General features: G+C 71.7%; 20 protein-coding genes and 1 riboswitch. Of the genes, 8 read left to right on the forward strand and 12 right to left on the reverse strand.

Annotated features, from left to right (window positions below; genetic code table 11):
* The first annotated feature begins 17 nt into the window (after window positions 1-17).
* Window positions 18-941, forward strand: a complete 924-nt coding sequence (locus tag ACZ597_RS01165; RefSeq protein ID WP_471323338.1) for an NADP-dependent oxidoreductase — start codon at window positions 18-20, stop codon at window positions 939-941.
* A 22-nt stretch (window positions 942-963) separates the two neighbouring features.
* Here ACZ597_RS01165 and mnmA read toward each other — a convergent pair whose 3' ends face one another.
* Window positions 964-2,103, reverse strand: coding sequence for a tRNA 2-thiouridine(34) synthase MnmA (gene mnmA, locus ACZ597_RS01170; protein ID WP_471323341.1), 1,140 nt, complete (start codon window positions 2,101-2,103; stop codon window positions 964-966).
* 68 nt (window positions 2,104-2,171) lie between these two features.
* Here mnmA and ACZ597_RS01175 point away from each other — a divergent pair, with 68 nt between their 5' ends.
* Entirely contained in the window at window positions 2,172-2,834 is a 663-nt protein-coding gene (locus ACZ597_RS01175) for an N-acetylmuramoyl-L-alanine amidase (RefSeq protein ID WP_471323343.1), read from the forward strand.
* On the opposite strand, the gene ACZ597_RS01180 is transcribed toward ACZ597_RS01175, so the two are convergent.
* The 11 genes from ACZ597_RS01180 to ACZ597_RS01230 all read right to left on the reverse strand — a co-directional run bounded on the left by ACZ597_RS01180 (window position 2,827) and on the right by ACZ597_RS01230 (window position 15,170).
* Window positions 2,827-3,990 (reverse strand): cysteine desulfurase family protein, encoded by a 1,164-nt coding sequence (locus ACZ597_RS01180; RefSeq protein WP_471323346.1) that lies wholly within the window; start codon window positions 3,988-3,990, stop codon window positions 2,827-2,829. The genes ACZ597_RS01175 and ACZ597_RS01180 overlap by 8 nt on opposite strands.
* Window positions 3,991-4,177: 187 nt before the next feature.
* Complete coding sequence (locus ACZ597_RS01185; RefSeq protein ID WP_471323349.1) at window positions 4,178-5,029, reverse strand: thioesterase family protein; 852 nt, start codon at window positions 5,027-5,029, stop codon at window positions 4,178-4,180.
* Window positions 5,030-5,087: 58 nt separating this feature from the next.
* Complete coding sequence (locus ACZ597_RS01190; protein ID WP_471323352.1) at window positions 5,088-5,744, reverse strand: trimeric intracellular cation channel family protein; 657 nt, start codon at window positions 5,742-5,744, stop codon at window positions 5,088-5,090.
* A 189-nt stretch (window positions 5,745-5,933) separates the two neighbouring features.
* Window positions 5,934-6,986 (reverse strand): ABC transporter ATP-binding protein, encoded by a 1,053-nt coding sequence (locus ACZ597_RS01195; RefSeq protein WP_471323354.1) that lies wholly within the window; start codon window positions 6,984-6,986, stop codon window positions 5,934-5,936.
* Between the two features lie 5 nt (window positions 6,987-6,991).
* The gene (locus tag ACZ597_RS01200; protein ID WP_471325057.1) at window positions 6,992-8,053 is read right to left on the reverse strand and encodes an ABC transporter ATP-binding protein; all 1,062 of its coding nucleotides are present in this window, start codon (window positions 8,051-8,053) and stop codon (window positions 6,992-6,994) included.
* 29 nt (window positions 8,054-8,082) lie between these two features.
* Window positions 8,083-9,084: an ABC transporter permease gene (locus ACZ597_RS01205; protein WP_471325060.1), complete on the reverse strand. Its 1,002-nt coding sequence runs from the start codon at window positions 9,082-9,084 to the stop codon at window positions 8,083-8,085.
* 208 nt (window positions 9,085-9,292) lie between these two features.
* Complete coding sequence (locus ACZ597_RS01210) at window positions 9,293-11,002, reverse strand: ABC transporter substrate-binding protein (protein WP_471325063.1); 1,710 nt, start codon at window positions 11,000-11,002, stop codon at window positions 9,293-9,295.
* A 94-nt stretch (window positions 11,003-11,096) separates the two neighbouring features.
* Entirely contained in the window at window positions 11,097-12,089 is a 993-nt protein-coding gene (locus ACZ597_RS01215; RefSeq protein ID WP_471323357.1) for an ABC transporter permease, read from the reverse strand.
* A 622-nt stretch (window positions 12,090-12,711) separates the two neighbouring features.
* Window positions 12,712-13,452, reverse strand: a complete 741-nt coding sequence (locus tag ACZ597_RS01220; RefSeq protein WP_405978493.1) for an enhanced serine sensitivity protein SseB C-terminal domain-containing protein — start codon at window positions 13,450-13,452, stop codon at window positions 12,712-12,714.
* A 62-nt stretch (window positions 13,453-13,514) separates the two neighbouring features.
* Window positions 13,515-14,249, reverse strand: coding sequence for an enhanced serine sensitivity protein SseB (locus ACZ597_RS01225; protein WP_471323359.1), 735 nt, complete (start codon window positions 14,247-14,249; stop codon window positions 13,515-13,517).
* A 222-nt stretch (window positions 14,250-14,471) separates the two neighbouring features.
* Entirely contained in the window at window positions 14,472-15,170 is a 699-nt protein-coding gene (locus ACZ597_RS01230) for an AAA family ATPase (protein ID WP_471323361.1), read from the reverse strand.
* A 175-nt stretch (window positions 15,171-15,345) separates the two neighbouring features.
* Window positions 15,346-15,449: riboswitch (glycine riboswitch) on the forward strand.
* Window positions 15,450-15,629: 180 nt separating this feature from the next.
* On the opposite strand from ACZ597_RS01230, the gene gcvT reads away from it, so the two are divergent.
* The 6 genes from gcvT (at window position 15,630) to ACZ597_RS01260 (ending at window position 21,318) form a co-directional block, all read left to right on the forward strand.
* The gene (gene gcvT, locus ACZ597_RS01235) at window positions 15,630-16,745 is read left to right on the forward strand and encodes a glycine cleavage system aminomethyltransferase GcvT (RefSeq protein ID WP_471323364.1); all 1,116 of its coding nucleotides are present in this window, start codon (window positions 15,630-15,632) and stop codon (window positions 16,743-16,745) included.
* Window positions 16,746-16,824: 79 nt separating this feature from the next.
* Window positions 16,825-17,208: a glycine cleavage system protein GcvH gene (gene gcvH, locus ACZ597_RS01240; protein WP_125816127.1), complete on the forward strand. Its 384-nt coding sequence runs from the start codon at window positions 16,825-16,827 to the stop codon at window positions 17,206-17,208.
* An 18-nt stretch (window positions 17,209-17,226) separates the two neighbouring features.
* The gene (gene glyA, locus ACZ597_RS01245) at window positions 17,227-18,483 is read left to right on the forward strand and encodes a serine hydroxymethyltransferase (protein ID WP_469110995.1); all 1,257 of its coding nucleotides are present in this window, start codon (window positions 17,227-17,229) and stop codon (window positions 18,481-18,483) included.
* A gap of 224 nt (window positions 18,484-18,707) precedes the next feature.
* Window positions 18,708-20,090, forward strand: a complete 1,383-nt coding sequence (locus tag ACZ597_RS01250; RefSeq protein WP_471323368.1) for an L-serine ammonia-lyase — start codon at window positions 18,708-18,710, stop codon at window positions 20,088-20,090.
* Between the two features lie 219 nt (window positions 20,091-20,309).
* Window positions 20,310-20,720 (forward strand): SsgA family sporulation/cell division regulator, encoded by a 411-nt coding sequence (locus ACZ597_RS01255; RefSeq protein WP_471323371.1) that lies wholly within the window; start codon window positions 20,310-20,312, stop codon window positions 20,718-20,720.
* Between the two features lie 85 nt (window positions 20,721-20,805).
* The gene (locus ACZ597_RS01260; RefSeq protein ID WP_471323374.1) at window positions 20,806-21,318 is read left to right on the forward strand and encodes an AMIN-like domain-containing (lipo)protein; all 513 of its coding nucleotides are present in this window, start codon (window positions 20,806-20,808) and stop codon (window positions 21,316-21,318) included.
* Window positions 21,319-21,348: the final 30 nt, after the last annotated feature.

Genomic DNA, 21,348 nt, shown 5'->3' on the forward strand with positions numbered 1-21,348 from the left:
GGAAAGAGGCAGTAGAGATGCGTGCGATCGTCGTGAACGAGTGGGGCGGCCCCGAGACCCTCGTCGAGCGGGACGTCGAGCGGCCCGAGCCCGGGCTGGGCGAGGTCCTCGTCCGCGTCCACGCGGCCGGCGTCAATCCGGTCGACTGGAAGACGCGGGCCAGCGGTGCCCTGATCGCCTGGGGCGAGACCCCGATCGTGGGCTGGGACGTGTCCGGCACCGTCGAGGCCGTCGGTCCCGGCACGACCGTCTTCCGGCCGGGTGACGAGGTGTACGGCATGCCGCTCTTCCCGCGGCAGGCCGGCGGATACGCGGAGTACGTGGTCGCCCCGGCCCGGCAGCTGGCGGCCAAGCCCGCCTCGCTGAGCCACGTGGAGGCCGCGGCGCTGCCGCTGGCCGCGCTGACCGCCTGGCAGGCGCTGGTGGACACCGCGGACGTGCGTCCGGGCGAGCGGGTCCTCGTGCACGCCGCCGCCGGTGGGGTCGGGCACCTGGCGGTGCAGATCGCCAAGGCGCGCGGGGCGTACGTGATCGGCACGGCCAGCGCCGGCAAGCACGAGCTGCTGCGCTCGCTGGGCGCCGACGAGGTGGTCGACTACCGCGCCGTGGCGTTCGAGGACGTGGTCCCGGACGTGGACGTGGTCCTGGACGGCCTCGGCGGCGAGGTCGCCGAACGATCCCTGTCGGTGCTCCGCGAGGGCGGCCGGCTGGTCACCCTGCCTGGCCCGGACGACGTCCCGGCGGACACCCGCGGCTTCCGTGCCGACTGGGTGCTGGTCGAGCCGGACCGGCTGGGGCTGCGCGAGATCGCCGCACTGGCCGACGCCGGCGCGCTGAAGCCGCTGGTGGACACGGTCCTGCCTCTCGCGGAGGCCTCGAAGGCGCACGAGATCGGCGAGCGGGGCCGCACCACCGGCAAGATCGTCCTGACGGTCGCCTAGGGGGTGTCCGGCGGATCCGGGCCTAAGCGGTGGCGGTGGCCGCCGCCCGGGTCGTCGTCGCGATGGTGGCGGAGCCGACCACGCGGGTGTCGTCGTAGAGGACGATCGCCTGGCCGGGAGCCACGCCGCGGACCGGCTCGGTGAAGGTGACGCGCAGCTCGCCGTCCACGACCTCGGCGAAGACCTCGGTCTCGCCGCCGTGGGCGCGCAGCTGCGCGGTGTAGGTGCCCGGGGCGGCGGGCGTGGAACCGCACCAGCGGGGGCGGATCGCGGTGAGGGCGGTGACGTCGAGGGCCTCGACGGGGCCGACGGTGACGGTGTTGTTCACCGGGGAGATGTCGAGGACGTAGCGGGGCTTGCCGTCGGGGGCCGGGTGGCCGATCCGCAGGCCCTTGCGCTGGCCGATGGTGAAGCCGTAGGCGCCCTCGTGGGTGCCGACCTTCTCACCGGTGGCCCCGTCGACGATGTCGCCCTCGGCCTTGCCGAGGCGCTGGGCGAGGAAGCCCTGGGTGTCGCCGTCGGCGATGAAGCAGATGTCGTGGCTGTCGGGCTTCTTCGCGACGGCCAGGCCCCGCCGCTCGGCCTCGGCGCGGATCTCGTCCTTGGTGGTGATCGTGTCGCCGAGCGGGAAGAGGGCGTGGGCCAGCTGCTTCTCGTCGAGGACGCCGAGGACGTACGACTGGTCCTTGGCCATGTCGGAGGCGCGGTGCAGCTCGCGGGAGCCGTCTGCGTTCTCGACGACGGTGGCGTAGTGGCCGGTGCAGACGGCGTCGAAGCCGAGGGCGAGGGCCTTGTCGAGCAGCGCCGCGAACTTGATCTTCTCGTTGCAGCGCAGGCAGGGGTTCGGGGTGCGCCCGGCCTCGTACTCGGCGATGAAGTCCTCCACGACGTCCTCGCGGAAGCGCTCGGCGAGGTCCCAGCAGTAGAAGGGGATGCCGATGACGTCGGCGGCGCGGCGGGCGTCGCGGGAGTCCTCGATGGTGCAGCAGCCACGGGCGCCGGTCCGGAAGGACTGGGGGTTCGCGGAGAGCGCCAGGTGGACCCCGGTGACGTCGTGCCCGGCTTCGACGGCGCGGGCGGCGGCGACGGCGGAGTCCACACCTCCGGACATGGCGGCCAGGACGCGGAGGGGGCGGGCGGTGCGCGGCAGGTTCTCAGTCATAGCACCGTCCAGGGTACGGGGAACCGGGCGAGGTCACAGCGCGTTATCGGCTGTGGGGGGTGGATCACATGACCGAGCAGGTGGAGAAGGGGCCGCGCCGGACCCGGCGGGCGGTGCTGCTGGGCGGGCTGGGGGTCCTCGCGGCGGCGGGCTTCGCGGCCCGGGACGAGATCGGGCGGGCCTGGTGGCTGCTGCCGGGGGTGTCCAAGCCGCGCAAGGAGGGCGAGCTCGACTACGCGGGCGCGAGCTGGACGGCGGCCTCGCCGGCGAACTGGCGGCTCGCGGACCGGCCCGACGACTACCGGGTGGACCGGATCGTCGTCCATGTCACCCAGGGCGGCTTCGAGTCCTCCGTCGACGCCTTCAAGAACCCGTGGCACAAGGCGTCGGCGCACTACATAGTGCGCCAGGACGGCCATGTGGAGCAGATGGTGCGCGAGCTGGACGTGGCCTTCCACGCGGCGAACCGGGACATGAACGAGCGCAGCGTCGGCATCGAGCACGTGGGCTTCGTCGACCGGCCCAGGGACTTCACGGACGCCATGTACGCGGCCTCGGCCCGGCTGGCCGCCGATGTCTGCCGGAGGTACGGCATACCGGCGGACCGCAAGCACATCGTGGGCCACGACGAGGTCCCGGGCGCCGACCACACGGACCCCGGCCCGCACTGGGACTGGGACCGCTACGTCCGCATGGTCCGCCAGGAGCTCGGGACGGCGGCCGCTAGCTGAGACCGGCGCTGCGGGCGCGTTCCACGGCGGGGCCGATCGCGGCGGCGACCGCGGCGACGTCCTCCTTGGTGGAGGTGTGCCCCAGGGAGAACCGCAGGGTGCCGCGGGCCAGCCGCGGGTCCGTTCCCGCCGCCAGCAGGACGTGGCTGGGCTGGGCGACCCCCGCGGTGCAGGCGGAGCCGGTGGAGCACTCGATGCCCTGCGCGTCCAGCAGCAGGAGGAGCGAGTCGCCCTCGCAGCCGGGGAAGCTGAAGTGGGCGTTGGCCGGCAGCCGGTCCACCGGGTCGCCGCCGAGGACGGCGTCGGGGACGGCTGCCAGCACGGCCGCGATCAGCTCGTCGCGCAGGGCGCCGACCTCGGCCGCGAACCGCTCCCGCCGCTCGGCGGCGAGTACGGCCGCCACCGCGAAGGCGGCGATGGCCGGCACGTCGAGGGTGCCGGAGCGGACGTGCCGCTCCTGGCCGCCGCCGTGCAGGACGGGGACGGGGGTCTGGTCACGGCCCAGCAGCAGCGCGCCGATCCCGTAGGGGCCGCCGACCTTGTGGCCGCTCACGGTCATGGCGGCGAGGCCGCTGTCCCCGAAGCGGACGTCGAGCTGCCCGAAGGCCTGGACGGCGTCGGAGTGCAGGGGCACGGCGAACTCCCGCGCGACGGCGGCCAGTTCGCGGACCGGCATGACGGTGCCGATCTCGTTGTTGGCCCACATCACGGTGGCGAGGGCGAGGTCGTCGGGGTTGCGCTCGACGGCCGCCCGGAAGTCCTCGGGGCGCACGCGGCCGTAGCGGTCGACGGGGAGGTACTCGACCTCGGCCCCTTCGTGCTCGGCGAGCCAGTGCACGGCGTCGAGGACGGCGTGGTGCTCGACGGGACTGGCGAGGACCCGCCTGCGGGCCGGGTCGGCGTCGCGGCGGGCCCAGTAGAGGCCCTTGACGGCGAGGTTGTCGGCCTCGGTGCCGCCGGCGGTGAAGACCACCTCGCTCGGGCGCGCGCCGAGCGCCTCGGCGAGGGACTCGCGGGCCTCCTCGACGGTACGGCGGGCACGGCGGCCGGCGGCGTGCAGGGAGGACGCGTTACCGGTGGCGGCGAACTGTGCGGTCATCGCCGCAGCGGCTTCCGGGAGCATCGGCGTGGTCGCGGCGTGGTCGAGGTAGGCCATGATTTTTTGATTCTACGAGCCCGCCGCCGCGCCGGGTCCCGCCCGGGGGTCCTTGGTCCGACCACCGTCCCGGTGTGCGGTGCCGCTGCGCGGGGCCGGGGTCCGCTGCGCGGGGCCGGTCCCCTGCCCGCCCTTCCACCGTTCCCCGGGCCCCGCCCGGACCCTTGCGGGGGCTCCGCGCGAGGGCCTAACGCGGGGCGCGGGCCAGTTGGCGGGACTGGGCCACCAGGCGGTCCGCGGAGTCCCAGACCTCGGCGTCCTCCTCCAGGAAGCCCCCGGCGAGGTTGCGGGTGACGATGCCCACCCGCAGCGGCCCCGGGGCGGGGCGGCACCGGATGTGGGTGGTGAGTTCCACCGTCGGGGCCCAGCCCAGCAGTCCGAGGTCGAAGGCGGTCGGCGGCAGCGCGTCCACCGCGAGCAGCAGCGACAGCGGATCGGCGTCGCGGCCGTCGGCCAGCTCGAACCAGGCCCGCATCTCCCCCTTGCCGGAGGGGGCGCCGACCGCCCAGCCCGCGGTCGCCGGGTCCAGGCGGAGCCGGAGCCGGTCGACGATCGCGCTGCTGCCGGGGATCGGGGCCGGGCCGGCCTCGGCGCCGAAGCAGTCCTCGTACGCCGGGATGGCCGGCGGCCGCGCCACCGTGTGCACGGCGTCGGGGAGGGCGGTCAGGTCCCCGTACGAGGCGAGGACGCGGATGCGCTCGATCTCGGCGCCGTTCTCGTCGTACTGGAACAGCGAGGCCTGGCCCGTGGAGAGCGTGCGGCCGACGCGGACCACCTCGGTGCGGATCACGGCGGGGCCGGGCACGGAGGAGGTCAGGTAGTGGGCGGACACGGTGAAGGGGTCCGGGTGCGGCAGGGCCGCCGCGAGGGCCCGGCCGACCAGGGCCAGCAGGTAGCCGCCGTTGACGGCGGTGATGATCGTCCACCCGGCGGACAGCTCCGCGTCGTACACCCCGGGCTCGCCCGCGCGGGCGGTGATGGCGGTGTCGCGGTCGAATTCGCTGTCGCCGATGGAGGCCTTGGCCGCTGCGTAAGACATGCCGACGACGGTACACCGACAAGCTACTAAGCGGTAGCTTTTCTTTGCCGGGGCCGGCCTACGGCTCTTCGGCCACCGAGGAGCGTCGGTTCCAGGCCAGCGGGGCCCGCCAGTGGTAGCGCATCGCGAGCAGGCGCAGCACGAAGGTGGTGACGATGGCGATGCCGGTGGTCACCGGGTTGAGGACCTCGAAGCCGATGAACACGGCCACCATCGCGGCGCCGACGACGGCCGGGACGGCGTACATCTCGCGGTCGCGCAGCAGCGAGGGCACCTCGTTGGCGAGGACGTCGCGCAGCACGCCGCCGCCGACGGCCGTGGCCAGCCCCAGCGCGGCGGAGGCGGTCAGGCCGAGGCCGTACTCGTAGGCCTTGGTCGTGCCGGTGACGCAGAACAGCCCGAGGCCGGCGGCGTCGAAGACGTTGATGGCGCGGTTGATGCGCTGGACCTCGGGGTGGAGGAAGAAGACGAGCGCGGCGGCGATCAGGGGGGTGACGAAGAAGCTGAGTTCGCTGAAGGCCGCGGGCGGGACGGCGCCGATGCAGAGGTCCCGCAGGAGGCCGCCGCCGAGGGCGGTGACGAGGGCGAGGACGCAGATGCCGAAGACGTCGAAGTTCTTGCGGACCGCGAGGAGGGCGCCGGCGGTGGCGAAGACGAAGATGCCCGCGAGGTCCAGGGCGTGCTGGATGCCGGGCGGGAAGAGATCGTGGAGCACCAGGCCATTGTCGCCTGGCGGCGGGGCGGTGGTGTCCCCCGTCGTTGCGCCGCCGCGGGTGCCGCTGCGCGGAGCCGGTCCCCTGCCCGCCCTTCCACCGTCCCCGGGGGCTCCGCCCCCGACCCCGCGCCTCGATCGCCGGCGGGGCTGATCTTCAGCCCCGCCGGCGATCGAGGCCTGGGAGTCCCGTCAGGAAGAGGCAGGGGCGGCCTCGGGGGCGTTCTCCGGGTGGTGGCAGGCCGTCTGGTGGCCCGGCTTGATCGTGAGCAGCGGCGGGTCCTGCTTCGCGCAGAGCTCCGTCGCCTTCCAGCACCGCGTGTGGAAGCGGCAGCCGGCCGGCGGGGAGATCGGCGAGGGGACGTCGCCCTTGAGCAGGATGCGGCCGCTCTTCACCCCGCGCCGCCTCGGGTCCGGTACGGGGACGGCGGACAGCAGGGCGTTCGTGTACGGGTGCATCGGGGACTCGTACAGCGACTTGCGGTCCGCCAGCTCCACGATCTTGCCGAGGTACATCACCGCGATGCGGTCCGAGACGTGCCGGATGACCGACAGGTCGTGCGCGATGATCACGTACGTCAGCCCGAGCTCCTGCTGGAGGTCGTCCAGCAGGTTCACGACCTGCGCCTGGATCGACACGTCCAGCGCCGACACCGGCTCGTCCGCGACGACCAGCTTCGGCTTCAGCGCCAGGGCGCGGGCGATGCCGATGCGCTGGCGCTGGCCGCCGGAGAACTCGTGCGGATAGCGGTTGTAGTGCTCCGGGTTCAGGCCGACGAGCGAGAGGAGGCGCTGGACCTCCTTCTTGACGCCGCCCTCGGGCGTGACGCCCTGGAGCTTGAAGGGGGCCGAGACGATCGCGCCGACCGTGTGCCGCGGGTTCAGCGAGCCGTACGGGTCCTGGAAGATCATCTGCACGTCGCGGCGCAGCGGGCGCATGCCGGCCACGCCGAGGTGGGTGATGTCCTTGCCCTCGAACTCGATGCGCCCGCTGCTCGGCTCCAGCAGCCGCGTGATGAGGCGGCCCATCGTCGACTTGCCGCAGCCGGACTCGCCGACGACGCCGAGGGTCTCACCCCGCCGGACGTCGAAGTCGATCCCGTCGACGGCCTTGACGGCGGCGGTCTGGCGGCGCAGCAGCCCCTTGCTGATGGGGAAGTGCTTGACCAGGCCGGTGACCTTCAGCAGCGGCTCCGCCTCGGCGACGGCCGTCGCCGAGTCCTGGGCGGCGGTGTCCTTCTTCATGTCCGTCACAGCTTCGGCGCAATCTCTTCGGTCCAGATCCGGGTCCGCTCCTCCTGCGACATGTGGCAGGCGGACCAGTGCCGGCTGTCGTCCTGGGTCAGCTCGGGCCGCTGGGTGCGGGTGATGCCCCCCTTGGGCAGGTCGGCGTAGGGGCACCGGGGGTTGAACGCGCAGCCGCTCGGGATGTTGATGAGGCTGGGCGGCGAGCCCTTGACCGGGATCAGGCGCTCGGTCTGGTCGCGGTCGATGCGCGGCATGGAGCCGAGCAGTCCCCAGGTGTAGGGGTGGCGGGGCTCGTAGAAGACCTTCTCGGCGGTGCCGCGCTCGACGCACCGGCCGCCGTACATCACGAGGATCTCGTCGGCCATCTCGGCGACCACGCCGAGGTCGTGCGTGATCATGATGACCGCGGAGCCGAACTCCTTCTGCAGGTCGCGGATCAGGTCGAGGATCTGCGCCTGGACGGTGACGTCCAGGGCGGTGGTCGGCTCGTCCGCGATGAGCAGCTCGGGGTTGTTGACCAGCGCCATCGCGATCATCGCGCGCTGGCGCATGCCGCCGGAGAACTCGTGGGGGTACGCGTCCACGCGCCGGTGGGGCTCCGGGATGCCGACGCGGTCGAGCATCTCGACGGCGCGGGCGCGGGCCTTCTTCTTGTCGACGTCGTGGTGGGTCCGGTACGCCTCGACGATCTGCTTGCCGACCGAGTAGTACGGGTGCATCGCGGACAGCGGGTCCTGGAAGACCATCGCCATCTTGCGGCCGCGCAGCCGGCGTACGTGGTCGGCGTCGGCGCTGACGAGCTCCTCGCCGTCGAGCACCACCTCGCCCGAGATGTTCGGGCGGCTGCGCGCGTTGCCGGTGCGGTGCAGGCCCATGATGGCCAGCGAGGTCACCGACTTGCCGGAGCCGGACTCGCCGACGATGCCGAGGGTCTTGCCGCGCTCCAGGTCGAAGGTCAGGCCGTCGACGGACTTGACCAGGCCGTCGTCGGTCGGGAAGTGGACCTTGAGGTCGCGCACGGAGAGGAAGGGGGCCGCGTCGCGCGCGCCGCCCTGCTCGGGCACGAAGGCCGGCTGGTCGGAATCGTTCTTGGTCACGTCAGCCTCACGCGCGGGTCGATGACGGCGTACAGCAGGTCCACGATCAGGTTCGCCATGACCACGAAGAGCGCGGCGAGCAGGGTGACCCCCATGATCACGGGGAGGTCGCCGGCGCTGATCGCGGCCACGGCGGCCGTGCCCAGGCCCTGGAAGTTGAAGGTGGTCTCGGTGAGCACCGCGCCGCCGAGGAGGCCGCCGAGGTCCAGGCCGAACATGGTGACGACCGGGGTGAGCGTGGAGCGCAGGGCGTGCTTGCGGATGACCACGCCCTCCTTGAGGCCCTTGGCGCGGGCGGTGCGGATGTAGTCCTCGCCCATGACCTCCAGCATGGTCGCCCGGGTGATGCGGGCGTAGGTCGCGGCGAAGAGGAAGGCCAGGGTGACCCAGGGCAGGATCATGCTGTTGAGCCAGGCCAGCGGATCCTCGGTCAGGGGCTGGTAGTTGGAGACGTCCAGCCAGCCGAGGCTGTAGACGAAGATCGCGGGGGCCACCATGCCGGTGAAGAAGATCGGCAGGGAGACGCCGGCGAGCGCGCCGACCATGACGGTGCGGTCGATGGCGGTGCGGCGTTTGAGTGCGGAGACCACGCCCGTGGCCACGCCGGCGATCACCCAGATCACGGCCGCCCCGAGGGCGAGCGAGAGGGTGACGGGGATGCGGTCCATCATGGTTTCCCAGACGGGTGCCTCGGTCTTGAAGGAGTAGCCGAAGCAGGGGGCCGCACAGTGGGTGATGTCGGTGCCGCCGTCGTAGTCGCGGCCGGCGAAGATGCCCTTGACGAAGAGCAGGTACTGCTCGGAGATGGGCTTGTCGAAGCCCATCTTCACGCGGATGCCCGCCAGGGCGGTCTCGTTGGTCTCCCGGCCTGCGTACATGAGCGCGGGATCGCTGCCGGTCAGCTTCGGGACCGCGAAGAAGATGCCGAAGGTGACCACGGAGACCACCAGCAGCGTGGCGGCGACGTTGAACAGCCGCCGTATGAGGTAGACGAGCACTGCAGTCGGCCGCCCGGGGCTGTTGGCCGCCACCCCTCGTGGGGGCGGCGGCCAGCGCCTGCGGCCTTCACCTGCCCTTCGGACTAGCGCATGTGCGGTGAAGGCACTTACTTACGTGCTGAGTTGCTGTTGCGTGCCCGGCGGTCGGCCGGGCTGCCCGGCTGCCCGGCTCATCGCCGGGCAGCCTGCTGGTCCTGCTGCTCTGCTACTACTGCTTGATGCCCACGGTGGCGAGGTCGATCTTGCCGAAGGACTCGTTGAAGAAGACGTTCGTCAGGCGCGGGTTGTGGTAGACGAGCGCCTTGTCGAAGTTGATCGGCAGGTAGAGCGCCTTGTCCATGACCTTCTTGTTGATCTCCCCGTAGAACGGGGCGGCGGCCTCCGGGGTGGCGGCGGCAGCGGCCTTGTCGAACAGGCCGTTGATCTCGCTGTCGTTGACCTCGGTGTAGTTGTTGTTGCCGTTCGGCAGGATGAACGATCCGTCGACCAGCGGCTGCAGGAAGCCCGCGCCGGAGTTGTAGTCGGCGCCCCAGCCCATGACGATGATGCCGTAGCCCTTCTTCTTCACGTTCTCGGGCGAACCGATCGTGGAGGAGGAGAGCTTGCCGTCGAACTGGTCGATCGTCGCCTTGATGCCGACCTTGGCGAGCGAGGCCTGGAGGGACTCGGCCGTCTTCACCTCGGGGGCGCGGTTGTTGCGCACGGCGATGACGGTCTCGAAGCCGTCGGGCTTGCCACAGGCCTTGAGGGCCTCCTTGGCCTTGGCCTCCTGCGGCTTGCCCTTCGTCAGGCCGAAGGGGTCGTACGCCTTGTCCGAACCGGGGACACCGGCCGGCAGCATGTTCGCGCCGAGGTCACCGCTGGTCGGGCCGCCGCGGGCGGTCTGGAGCGACTTCGGGTCGGCCGCGTAGATGACGGCCTTGCGGCACTCGATGTTGTCGAACGGCGCGACCGTCTGCGGGAAGGCGAAGTAGCGGATGTAGCCCGTGAACGGGTTGTCCGCGTTGGCCTTGAGCTTGTCGTCCTTGAGGATCTTGTTCTTCGCGGCCTGCTGGACACCGGTGCCGTCGACGGCCATGTCGATGTCGCCCGAGAGCAGGCGCTGGTCCATGTCGTCCGGGTTGGTGGTGACCGTGAAGGAGACCTTGTCCGGCAGACCCTTGCGGATCGGGTCCGTCTTCGGGTCCCAGTTCTCGTTGCGGACGAAGGTCGCGCCCTTGCCGGCGGTGAAGCTCTCGACCTTGTAGGGGCCGGTCGAGATCGGCTTGTTGGTGTACGTGGCGCCCGTGTCCTTGCCCGCCGGGACCGGCGAGGAGGACGGCATGGCCAGCAGGTAGCTGAAGTCCGAGTTCGCGCTCGCCAGGTTGAAGACGATCGTCTTGTCGTCCGGCGTCTCGACCGTCTTCAGACCCATCTTGTTCGGGTCGGTGTCCTTGTACGGGCCGGGGTACTTCTGGCCCTGGTCCAGGAGGTCGATCAGGTAGGTCGGACCGCCGGACAGCACGTCCTGCGCGAAGACGCGCTCGACGCCGTACTTGATGTCCTTCGAGGTGATCGGCGTACCGTCCTCGAACTTCACCCCGTCCTTGAGCTTCAGGGTGTAGGTCTTGCCGTCGTTGCTGATGACCGGCAGGGCCTCGGCGAGGTCGGGGACGACCTTCGTGCCGTCCTTGCCCGGCTTGGCGTCGTAGGCCAGCAGGCTGCGGACGTAGAGCCGCTGCATGTTCCAGACGAAGCCGTAGTAGGCGCGCGCCGGGTCGAGGTAGTCGACGTCCTGCGGGGACCAGAGCTTGAGCTCGCCGCCCTTGGCGTCCGAAGGGTTGATCACGGCGGTGGCGGCACCGCTGTAGCCCTTGCCGCTGTCGCCGTCGGCCTTGTCGTCCTTCTTGTTCTCGGTACCACCGCACGCGGCGGTCATCGAGAGCGCGGCGATCACGGCGGTGATCGCGAGGGCCTGCTTTCTGCGGGTCACGGTTGTCCAACCTCCATAGGTGGTGAATCGAAGAAGCGGTTCAGCTGCCCTTGGGGTCGAGTGCGTCACGCAGCCCGTCCCCGAAGAGGTTGAACGCCAGGACGGTGATGAAGATCGTCATACCGGGAACCACCATGTACATGGGGTCGTCCTGGTAGATGGGGACGGCGTCGGAGAGCATCTTTCCCCAGGAAGCGGTGGGCGGCTTGACGCCGGCACCCAGGAAGCTGAGGGCCGCTTCGGTCAGGATGTTGGTCGGGATGATCAGCGTTGCGTAGACGAGGATCGGCGCGACCAGGTTCGGCAGCAGCTCCTTGAGGAGGATGTAGCCGCGGCCCGCTCCGAGGCTGCGCGCGGCCTCGACGTACTCGCGTTCGCGCAGGGAGATCGTCTGGCCCCGGACGATGCGGCCGATGTACGGCCAGCCGAAGAAGCCGATGACGAGGATGAGCACGCCCATCCGGACGCCCGAACCCTCGAACCCCCACACGGAGTTGGGGACCACGGAGACCAGGGCGATGGTGAACAGCAGCTGGGGGAAGGCCAGCAGCAGGTCCATCAGGCGGCTGATGACGCCGTCCACCCAGCCGCCGAGGAAGCCTGCCAGGGCGCCCAGGAGGCTGCCGAGGACGACCGAGACGAAGGCCGCCAGGAAGGCGACGACCAGCGAGATGCGGGCGCCGTAGACGATCCGGCTGAACACGTCGCGTCCGTTGGTGGGTTCGACGCCCAGCAGGAAGTCGGAGCTGATGCCGCCGAAGGAGCCGAGCGGCGTGCCCAGGTCCGGATCGATCATGTCCTCGTGGAACTCGTTGGGGTCGTGGCCCAGCAGGTTCACGATCAGCGGCGCGAAGACCGCCACCAGGATCAGGAGGATCACGATCACGCCGCCGGTCAGCGCGACCTTGTCGCGCTTGAGCCGCATCCAGGCGATGCGGCCGGGCGAGCGGCCTTCGATGGCCTTGGCAGGGACGTCGGCTACGGACACGGGTGCGGGTGTTTCCGCGCTCGTGTCGTGCAGTGGTGCCGTCATCGTGGTGGGGACCCCTCTCGGCCGACGGGTGGGTCGGCCCATGCCCGCCGCTGTGGCGGCGTTGGTGCGGAGTGGCGCTCCAGTGCTCGGGGCACGTGAACGCGTACGAGGTGCGAGGTACTGGCTGTGCTGGCAGTGCGGCCGTGCTGTGGGTGGAGCAGGGTGCGGTGCGTGCGGTGCGGTGCAGATGAGGTGCGGGAAGTGCGGAAGCGCCGTGTCGGGACGAGCGGCGAAGTCCACGTGCCGAACCGCGCCCTGGAGGACTGACCGGCTCTTGGGTGGGGAGTCTTCATCGGGCGCTCGACCAGCCGCCAGACCCGCAGATGAATGGATGCGCAACCGTGATCTGACGCCCTGGTTCCCGTTATCCGGACTCCGCTCACGGCTCAGCGGAGCAAGACCGTCCGTTCGGTACGCAAACGGACATCACGGCGAACTCCGGGGAGGAGTGCGCCAATTGGACGCCCACCTGGGGTGATATCCGGACAAGGCGAAGGCCGCCGGGAACCGTGGTTCCCGGCGGCCGGATGTCCGTCGGACAGGGTCGTCTCAGGGTGCGGGCGCACCCCGGAAATCCCTGTAGGGAGCTCGGGGAAAACGTCCCCGGAACCCCCGGAGGGGGTCAGTAGGCGGCGGCCTGCCCCTCGCGGTCGTAGAAGGGCCGGGTCTGCGCACGCAGCCACATGGCCACCGGATCGTGCTCGTCCGCGAGCGCGACCGTGCACACCGGAACGCCCTCGGGCACCGCGCCGACCGACTGGCGCATCATCTCCCGTACGGATTCCAGCGCGGGCGCCGAGGCGTCGTACAGGTCGAGCCCCACCGCGAGGTAGGCGGACCCGAGCGAGGGCTGCACCCAGGCGCGCCGCAGCGACCTCACGGCCGGCGTGCGGTGCGCGTGCTGGGTCAGCAGCCCGTAGAACTGCGGGAGCTCCAGGGCCGGCTCGGACAGCCGCAGCGGCCCCGCCGGCATCCGGTCCAGGCCGGTCGCGACGCGGCGCAGGTCTGCCCAGGGGATGCCGAGGCCGCCGCCCTGGGCGTGCGGGTTGACCCACAGCCCCCAGCGGTCCGGGTAGAGGGCGCGGGCGATGTCCCGGCCCGTCACCACCTCGTAGCCGCGGTTCCAGCCGCTCGCGGCCAGCTCCTGCGGGGAGGTCACGCAGGGGGCGTAGCCCAGCCCCTCGACCTCCATGCCGCCGTACTGGGCGTCCGGCGAGCCCGGCTGCCCCTGCCACAGCAGCATCCACAGCCTGCCCTCGGCGAGGGCGTGCAGGAATGACTCATAGCCCTCATAGCGCCCGGGAGTCACCTGGCGCAGCATGTGCTCGACCTGCCCGGCCGCGGCCGTGCCTGACGCACTCACCCGGTACCCCTCTTCGTCTTCGTCCGCCCGTCGTCCACACGTCCCGACCAGCTTAAGCGGCGCTACGGGAGGTAGAAGGGGCGTACGCGCTCACGAATCCACTCCGTGACCGGGTCCTCGGCGGCGTCCAGCAGGATCAACTGCACCGGCCAGGGCGCCGGTACGCGGGCCAGGGCGCGGCCGAGCGCCTCCAGCGGGGCGTTCCGCGACTCGGGATCCCATCCCACCAGCCGGACACCGATGAAGAGCTGGGGGTCGCCGCCCTCGACGCTGGCGAGGCAGCGGTGGGCGGCCGCGACGGCTCCGGTGGCCCGGAACTCCTCGGTGGCGGCGGCGAGGAAGTCGACCGGGTCGTCCTGCCAGTCGGGCTCGAAGAGCCGGACGCGGCCGCCGGTGGCCGGCCCGTCGAGCTCGGTCCGGCCGGTGCGGCACAGCTCCGCGACGGCGGCCGGGGGCAGCGGGACCCCGACGGCGCCCTCGGGATTCAGGGCGATGCCGAGCTGCGGGGGCAGGCCGCGGGCGAACTCGACGGCGGGGGCCACCGCGAAGTCCATGGCGGGGCCGGCGGCGAAGCGGAACTGGGCCTCCGAGCTGTAGACGGGGACGTACGCCGCGCCGTCGATCAGCATCGTGGGGAGGTCGAGGGAGGCGCTGTCGGGCCCGCCGCCCTGGGGGAGCGGCACCCAGACCTGGCTGCGGCCGAGCGCGTCCATGATCCGCGGGCCGGCGTCCGCCTGGCCGAGCGCCGCCCCGAGTACCTGCTCCAACTCGTTCGCCGGCCAGCCGTTGCCTTGCATGTGCGCCTGCTCTCCCTGTGTCCGCGCCGATGTCGCCCCGAGGCTACCGTGGCCTCCGGCGGTGGGCGGGGGTGCCGCCGCCTCTGTGACGCGTGGGGGTGCGGGGGCGGTTTCACGGCGCGCCCCCCGCTGCCGTTCCGTCCGCCGGCCGGGCCCGTGCCGGGCGCGGGGACGGCTCCGCGCAGCGGCGCAGCAGGCCGCGGCGCGCACGGCGGGACCGCGTCAGGCGTCGAAGGCGATCCGGGTCACGGCGGCGGCCGAAGGGCGGTCCAGGAGCGTGACCGAGGCGCAGCCGCGCGGGGCCCGGCCGGCTTCCGCGGAGCGCAGGAGGCGGGCCACCGCCCCCCGGTGCCGGGCGAACGCGTACGCCGACACCCGACGGCCGCGGGCCTCCTGCCCGGACAGGGCCTCGTCGGGGGTGCTGTCCAGCAGCAGCAGGTGCAGCGCCCGCCCCCGCCGCCGCGCGACGGCGGCCAGCAGGCCCCGCACCCACGGCTGGGTGCCGCAGTCGTGGACCACCACAGAGGCGCCGGAGCGCAGCTCGCGCCACAGCCCCCCGTAGTGCGCGGCGCGGACCAGCGGCCGGTACACCGCGTACGGCAGGCCGGACGGCATGCGGCGCTCCCAGCGCTCGCGGGTGTCCTGCGAGTCGATGGCGGCTTCGGCGGCCCGCTTGATCAGGGTGCTCTTGCCGCCGCCGGGCAGCCCGGACACCACCACGATGTCCCCGGCGGCGTAGCTCAGCCGGTGCGGCCGCGCGGGCTGTCCGCGCAGGTCGCGGACGGGGCCGGGGCCGCCGGCCGCCGCGGGCCGGGCGGTGCTCCGCTGCTCCGGAACCGCGCCGACCGCACCTGTCGTCGTAGCCACTCCGAGTCTCCGCACAGTGATCGTCTCCCCCGAATCGGGCCGCGAGGGCCCCATGCCCACTGAATGTAAAGAGACGGTAATCCGACGGCCCCGGTTGCGGCCGGGCGTTCCACAGCGCGGACGGCCGGTCCCGTCCGGACCGCACGTTCTTGCGGGCCCCACTGCCCTCCCCCGCCCGTCCCGTGCAATGATGTGCGCCATCTGGACACCAAACTGCATACCGGCCGCTTGAATCCGCGCGGGAGAGTCCCGGCAGGCCGCGAGGCCGTGCCCGGGCGCCGAAGGAGCAAGTACCTCCCTTGAATCTCTCAGGCCCCGTACCGCGTGGATGAGGCAGATCTGAAAAGCGAGCCCCGCCGCGTCCGTCCCCGACGGCCGCCAGGCGCGTGCTCCACCCAAGGTGCAAGTCGGCGTTCCCCCTCCGGGAACTCTCGGCGAACCTCTCAGGTTCCGATGACAGATGGGGAGGATCCTCCTCGTCATGTCATGCCCTGGGACCCGGGAGCCACACCCATGAGCACTGCCCCCCGCCTGACCGCGCTCGACGCGCTGCACCGCTCGCTCGGTGCGACCATGACCGACTTCGCGGGCTGGGACATGCCGCTGCGCTACGCCAGTGAGCGCGACGAGCACACCGCCGTGCGCACCAAGGCCGGCCTGTTCGACCTGTCCCACATGGGCGAGATCACCCTGACCGGCCCGGAGGCCGTGAAGGCGCTGGACTACGCGCTGGTCGGGAACATCTCCACCGTCGGCGTCGGCCGCGCCCGGTACACGCACATCTGCCAGGAGGACGGCGGCATCCTGGACGACCTGATCGTCTACCGCCTCGGCGAGACCGAGTACATGGTCGTCGCCAACGCCTCCAACGCGCAGGTCGTGCTCGACGCGCTCACCGAGCGCGCCGCCGGCTTCGACACCGAGGTCCGCGACGACCGTGACGCGTACGCGCTGATCGCCGTCCAGGGTCCGGAGTCCCCCGGCATCCTGAAGTCGCTCACCGACGCCGACCTGGACGGCCTGAAGTACTACGCGGGCCTGCCGGGCACCGTCGCGGGCGTGCCCGCGCTGATCGCCCGTACCGGCTACACGGGCGAGGACGGCTTCGAGCTGTTCGTCTCCCCCGAGCACGCCGTGGAGCTGTGGCAGGCGCTGACCGAGGCGGGCGAGGGCGCCGGTCTGGTGCCGGCCGGCCTGTCCTGCCGCGACACGCTGCGCCTGGAGGCGGGCATGCCGCTGTACGGGCACGAGCTGACCACCGCGCTGACCCCCTTCGACGCCGGGCTGGGCCGGGTCGTGAAGTTCGAGAAGGAGGGCGACTTCGTCGGCCGCGCCGCCCTGGAGGCCGCCGCCGAGGTCGCCGCCACCAAGCCGCCGCGGAAGCTGGTCGGCCTGGTCGCCGAGGGCCGCCGCGTCCCGCGCGCCGGCTTCCCGGTCGTCGCCGGCGGCGAGGTCGTCGGCGAGGTGACCTCCGGCGCCCCGTCCCCGACGCTGGGCAAGCCGATCGCGATGGCGTACGTCGACGCGGAGCACGCCGCGCCCGGCACCTCCGGCGTCGGCGTGGACATTCGCGGTACGCATGAGCCGTACGAGGTCGTGGCCCTGCCCTTCTACAAGCGGCAGAAGTAACCCTCGTACCGGGCTCTCCCGTCTCAGCAAGCAAGACCACCGTTCGTATCCACCTCCCCGCATCCAGGAGAATCAGGTCATGAGCAACCCCCAGCAGCTGCGTTACACCAAGGAGCACGAGTGGCTGTCGGCCGTCGAGGACGGCGTCGCGACGGTCGGCATCACGGAGTTCGCGGCCAACGCGCTCGGTGACGTCGTCTACGCCCAGCTCCCCGAGGTCGGCGACACCGTCACCGAGGGCGAGACCTGCGGCGAGCTGGAGTCGACCAAGTCGGTCAGCGACCTGTACTCCCCCGTCTCCGGTGAGATCACCGAGTTCAACCAGGACGTCGTGGACGACCCGTCGCTGGTGAACTCCGCCCCGTTCGAGGGTGGCTGGCTGTTCAAGGTGCGCCTGTCGGAGGAGCCGAAGGACGCGCTCTCCGCCGATGAGTACGCCGCGCTCACCCACTCCGACAACTGACACCCCAGGGGATCCTGAATGTCTGTTCTGAACACCCCCCTCCACGAGCTCGACCCCGACGTCGCCGCCGCCGTCGACGCCGAGCTCGTGCGCCAGCAGTCGACCCTGGAAATGATCGCGTCGGAGAACTTCGCTCCGGTCGCCGTCATGGAGGCCCAGGGCTCGGTCCTGACCAACAAGTACGCCGAGGGCTACCCGGGCCGCCGCTACTACGGCGGCTGCGAGCACGTCGACGTGGTCGAGCAGATCGCGATCGACCGCATCAAGGCGCTGTTCGGCGCCGAGGCCGCGAACGTCCAGCCGCACTCGGGTGCGCAGGCCAACGCCGCCGCGATGTTCGCGCTGCTGAAGCCGGGCGACACGATCATGGGCCTGAACCTGGCCCACGGCGGTCACCTGACCCACGGCATGAAGATCAACTTCTCGGGCAAGCTCTACAACGTGGTCCCGTACCACGTCGACGAGACCGGCCAGGTCGACATGGCCGAGGTCGAGCGCCTCGCCAAGGAGTCCAAGCCGCAGCTGATCGTCGCCGGCTGGTCCGCCTACCCGCGCCAGCTGGACTTCGCCGCGTTCCGCCGGATCGCGGACGAGGTCGGCGCGTACCTGATGGTCGACATGGCCCACTTCGCGGGCCTGGTCGCCGCGGGCCTGCACCCGAACCCGGTGCCGCACGCCCACGTCGTCACCACCACCACGCACAAGACCCTCGGCGGTCCGCGCGGCGGCGTCATCCTGTCGACGCAGGAGCTGGCCAAGAAGATCAACTCCGCGGTCTTCCCGGGTCAGCAGGGCGGCCCGCTGGAGCACGTGATCGCGGCCAAGGCCGTCTCCTTCAAGGTCGCGGCCTCGCCGGAGTTCAAGGAGCGCCAGGAGCGCACCCTGGAGGGCGCGAAGATCCTCGCCGCCCGCCTGGTCCAGGACGACGTCAAGGCCGTGGGCGTGGACGTCCTCACCGGCGGCACGGACGTGCACCTGGTCCTGGTCGACCTGCGGAACTCGGAGCTGGACGGCCAGCAGGCCGAGGACCGCCTCCACGAGGTCGGCATCACGGTCAACCGCAACGCCATCCCGAACGACCCGCGGCCCCCGATGGTCACCTCGGGTCTGCGGATCGGTACGCCGGCCCTCGCGACCCGCGGTTTCGACGCCGAGGCCTTCACCGAGGTCGCCGAGATCATCGCGCAGGCGCTGAAGCCGAGCTACGACGCCGCCGACCTCAAGGCCCGCGTCTCGGCCCTGGCCGCGAAGTTCCCGCTGTACCCGTCGCTCTAGGCACGGCCCCTGGGGGCCCGGCCTTGTTTCCCACAAGGCCGGGCCCTTTCCATGACCGGACACCGGAACGCGACCCGGCTCACGTCCCGCGGCCCCTTCCGGGAGGCGAACCGTTCATCTCCACGCGTTACGCTCGTCTACCGGACAAAATCCGCAGATCCCCCGCCTTGATCACCACACCCCTGCCCCCTCCCCACCCCACGAGCAGACAAGGGAGTCCGCCAGTGGCCATCTCCGTCTTCGACCTCTTCTCCATCGGCATCGGCCCGTCCTCCTCCCACACGGTCGGCCCGATGCGCGCGGCCCGCATGTTCGTGACGCGGCTGAAGAAGGACGGCCTCCTCGCCCAGACCGCCTCCGTGCGGGCGGAGCTCTTCGGCTCCCTCGGCGCGACCGGCCACGGGCACGGCACGCCCAAGGCGGTCCTGCTCGGCCTGGAGGGCCACTCCCCCCGCACCGTGGACGTCGAGACCGCCGACGACGAGGTGGAGCGCATCCGCAGGAGCGGCAAGCTGCGGCTGCTGGGCACGGAAATAGGCGGTGCCCACGAGATCGACTTCGACGAGCCGAGCCAGCTGATCCTGCACCGCCGCCGCTCGCTGCCCTACCACGCGAACGGCATGACCCTCTTCGCGTACGACGCCTCCGGCGCCCCGCTGCTGGAGAAGACGTACTACTCCGTCGGCGGCGGCTTCGTCGTGGACGAGGACGCGGTCGGCGAGGACCGGATCAAGCTCGACGACACGGTGCTGAAGTACCCCTTCCGCTCGGGCGACGAGATGCTGCGCCTGGCGAACGAGACGGGCCTGTCGATCTCCTCCCTGATGCTGGAGAACGAGAAGGCCTGGCGCACCGAGGAGGAGATCCGCGAGGGCCTGCTGGAGATCTGGCGGGTCATGCAGTCCTGCGTCTCGCGCGGCATGTCCCGCGAGGGCATCCTCCCGGGCGGCCTGCGCGTCAAGCGCCGCGCCGCGTCCACGGCGCGCCAGCTGCGCACCGAGGGCGACCCGATGATGCACCGCAGCGAGTGGACGACGATCTACGCGATGGCGGTCAACGAGGAGAACGCGGCGGGCGGGCGCGTGGTGACCGCCCCCACGAACGGCGCGGCGGGCGTCCTGCCGGCCGTCCTGCACTACTACGTGAACTTCGTGCCCGGCGCCGACGAGGACGGCGTGGTGCGCTTCCTCCTCGCCGCGGGCGCGATCGGCATGCTGTTCAAGGAGAACGCCTCGATCTCCGGCGCCGAGGTCGGCTGCCAGGGCGAGGTGGGCTCCGCCTGCTCGATGGCGGCGGGCGCCCTCGCCGAGGTGCTGGGCGGCACCCCCGAGCAGGTCGAGAACGCCGCGGAGATCGGCATGGAGCACAACCTCGGCCTGACCTGCGACCCGGTCGGCGGCCTGGTCCAGATCCCCTGCATCGAGCGCAACGGCATGGCTGCCGTCAAGGCCGTCACCGCCGCGAAGATGGCGATGCGCGGGGACGGCAGCCACAAGGTCTCCCTCGACAAGGTCATCAAGACCATGAAGGAGACCGGCGCCGACATGAAGATCAAGTACAAGGAGACGGCGCGCGGCGGCCTCGCGGTCAACGTCATCGAGTGCTGATCTGATCCGCCGAGTACGGCCGGCGCCGCCGGCACCCGGGGCGTCGAACCGGGCCCGCCCTCCCCCCGGAGGGCGGGCCCTTCGCGTACCCCGTGGCCGAAAAGAGGCCGTGCGGCCCGGCGGCTCGGGACCTTCGGCCCCGCGGTGCGCCCCCGGGCCGGGGATAGCGTGCCGGTAGGGGCGCGGGAAGACCCCGCGCGCGAGGAGAGGCAGCCGCCGATGGCCACCATCACCGAACAGAGACTCCTGCCGCTGCGGCTGGAAGCAGCCCCCCTGTCCGTCCCCCTGACCGGCCGCTTCGTCTACCGCACGGACCGCCCGTACGAGGTGGCCGTCGACTTCCGGGGCGCCGGGACGCACCTCGCCCGCTGGGTGTTCTCGCGGGAGCTGCTGCTCGACGGCCAGACCGCCGTCACCGGCGAGGGCGACATACAGGTGTGGCCGCGCTGGAGCGGCTCGGAGCCGCGCGTCCTGCTCGGTTTCGGCAACGGCGAGCAGAGCTGCGTGGTCTCCGCCCGCGCCAAGGACGTGCGCGAGCTGTGCCGGCGGATGACGGAGCTGGTGCCGCGCGGGCAGGAGCGGCGCCACTACGACCTGGACGCCCAGCTGAGCGCGCTGCTCGCGTACTGAGGCGGCGCGCGTGGAACCGCGCGCGTTCCGGCGGTGTCATATCAGATGACATGCAGTCCCCGTCTCACGGAACCGGGGAGACATCATGCGTCACCCGCACCGCCGCCGGATCGTGGCCCTCGCCACGGGTGCCCTGCTCACCGCCGGGCTCGCGCTCTCCGCGTCGCCGGCTTCCGCCGCCACCACGACCACCCGCACCCAGACGCCGCTCGTCGTCAATGCCCGCTGGGGCGGGCACTGCACCTACGACCGGCTCGTGATCGACCTCCAGGGCTACGTGCCCCCGGTCACCGTCACTCCCGTGTCCGAGCTCGTCTACGACGGGTCCGGCCAGCCCGTACCGCTGGCCGGGAAGTACTTCCTGGAGATCCGCCTGCACCCCGCGGCCGGGCACGACGACGCGGGCCAGAACGTCTACCAGGGGCCCAGGCTCCAGAAGATCTACCTCAGCAAGCTCAAGGGCATGGCCATGACCGGCGACTACGAGGGGTACGTGACCTTCGGCGCCGCCTTCGACACCAAGCCGGCCTACAACACCTCCGTCCTGCACTCGCCCGAGCGGCTCGTGCTGGACTTCCCGCACCCCAACACCTGCTGACCCGCGGCGACGGGGCCGGGGCTTCGCACG

This window comes from Streptomyces sp. NPDC040718 (genome assembly GCF_055593565.1).

Bases quoted from the DNA above. Each gene is read 5' to 3' on its own strand.
- ACZ597_RS01260 (WP_471323374.1), top strand. From the start codon at position 20,806: ATGCGTCACCCGCACCGCCGCCGGATCGTGGCCCTCGCCACGGGTGCC.
- ACZ597_RS01230 (WP_471323361.1), bottom strand. From the start codon at position 15,170: ATGGGGCCCTCGCGGCCCGATTCGGGGGAGACGATCACTGTGCGGAGA.
- ACZ597_RS01195 (WP_471323354.1), bottom strand. From the start codon at position 6,986: ATGAAGAAGGACACCGCCGCCCAGGACTCGGCGACGGCCGTCGCCGAG.
- ACZ597_RS01225 (WP_471323359.1), bottom strand. From the start codon at position 14,249: ATGCAAGGCAACGGCTGGCCGGCGAACGAGTTGGAGCAGGTACTCGGG.
- ACZ597_RS01180 (WP_471323346.1), bottom strand. From the start codon at position 3,990: ATGGCCTACCTCGACCACGCCGCGACCACGCCGATGCTCCCGGAAGCC.
- ACZ597_RS01185 (WP_471323349.1), bottom strand. From the start codon at position 5,029: ATGTCTTACGCAGCGGCCAAGGCCTCCATCGGCGACAGCGAATTCGAC.
- ACZ597_RS01255 (WP_471323371.1), top strand. From the start codon at position 20,310: ATGGCCACCATCACCGAACAGAGACTCCTGCCGCTGCGGCTGGAAGCA.
- ACZ597_RS01215 (WP_471323357.1), bottom strand. From the start codon at position 12,089: ATGACGGCACCACTGCACGACACGAGCGCGGAAACACCCGCACCCGTG.
- mnmA (WP_471323341.1), bottom strand. From the start codon at position 2,103: ATGACTGAGAACCTGCCGCGCACCGCCCGCCCCCTCCGCGTCCTGGCC.
- glyA (WP_469110995.1), top strand. From the start codon at position 17,227: ATGTCTGTTCTGAACACCCCCCTCCACGAGCTCGACCCCGACGTCGCC.
- ACZ597_RS01210 (WP_471325063.1), bottom strand. From the start codon at position 11,002: ATGACCGCCGCGTGCGGTGGTACCGAGAACAAGAAGGACGACAAGGCC.
- gcvT (WP_471323364.1), top strand. From the start codon at position 15,630: ATGAGCACTGCCCCCCGCCTGACCGCGCTCGACGCGCTGCACCGCTCG.
- gcvH (WP_125816127.1), top strand. From the start codon at position 16,825: ATGAGCAACCCCCAGCAGCTGCGTTACACCAAGGAGCACGAGTGGCTG.
- ACZ597_RS01175 (WP_471323343.1), top strand. From the start codon at position 2,172: ATGACCGAGCAGGTGGAGAAGGGGCCGCGCCGGACCCGGCGGGCGGTG.
- ACZ597_RS01165 (WP_471323338.1), top strand. From the start codon at position 18: ATGCGTGCGATCGTCGTGAACGAGTGGGGCGGCCCCGAGACCCTCGTC.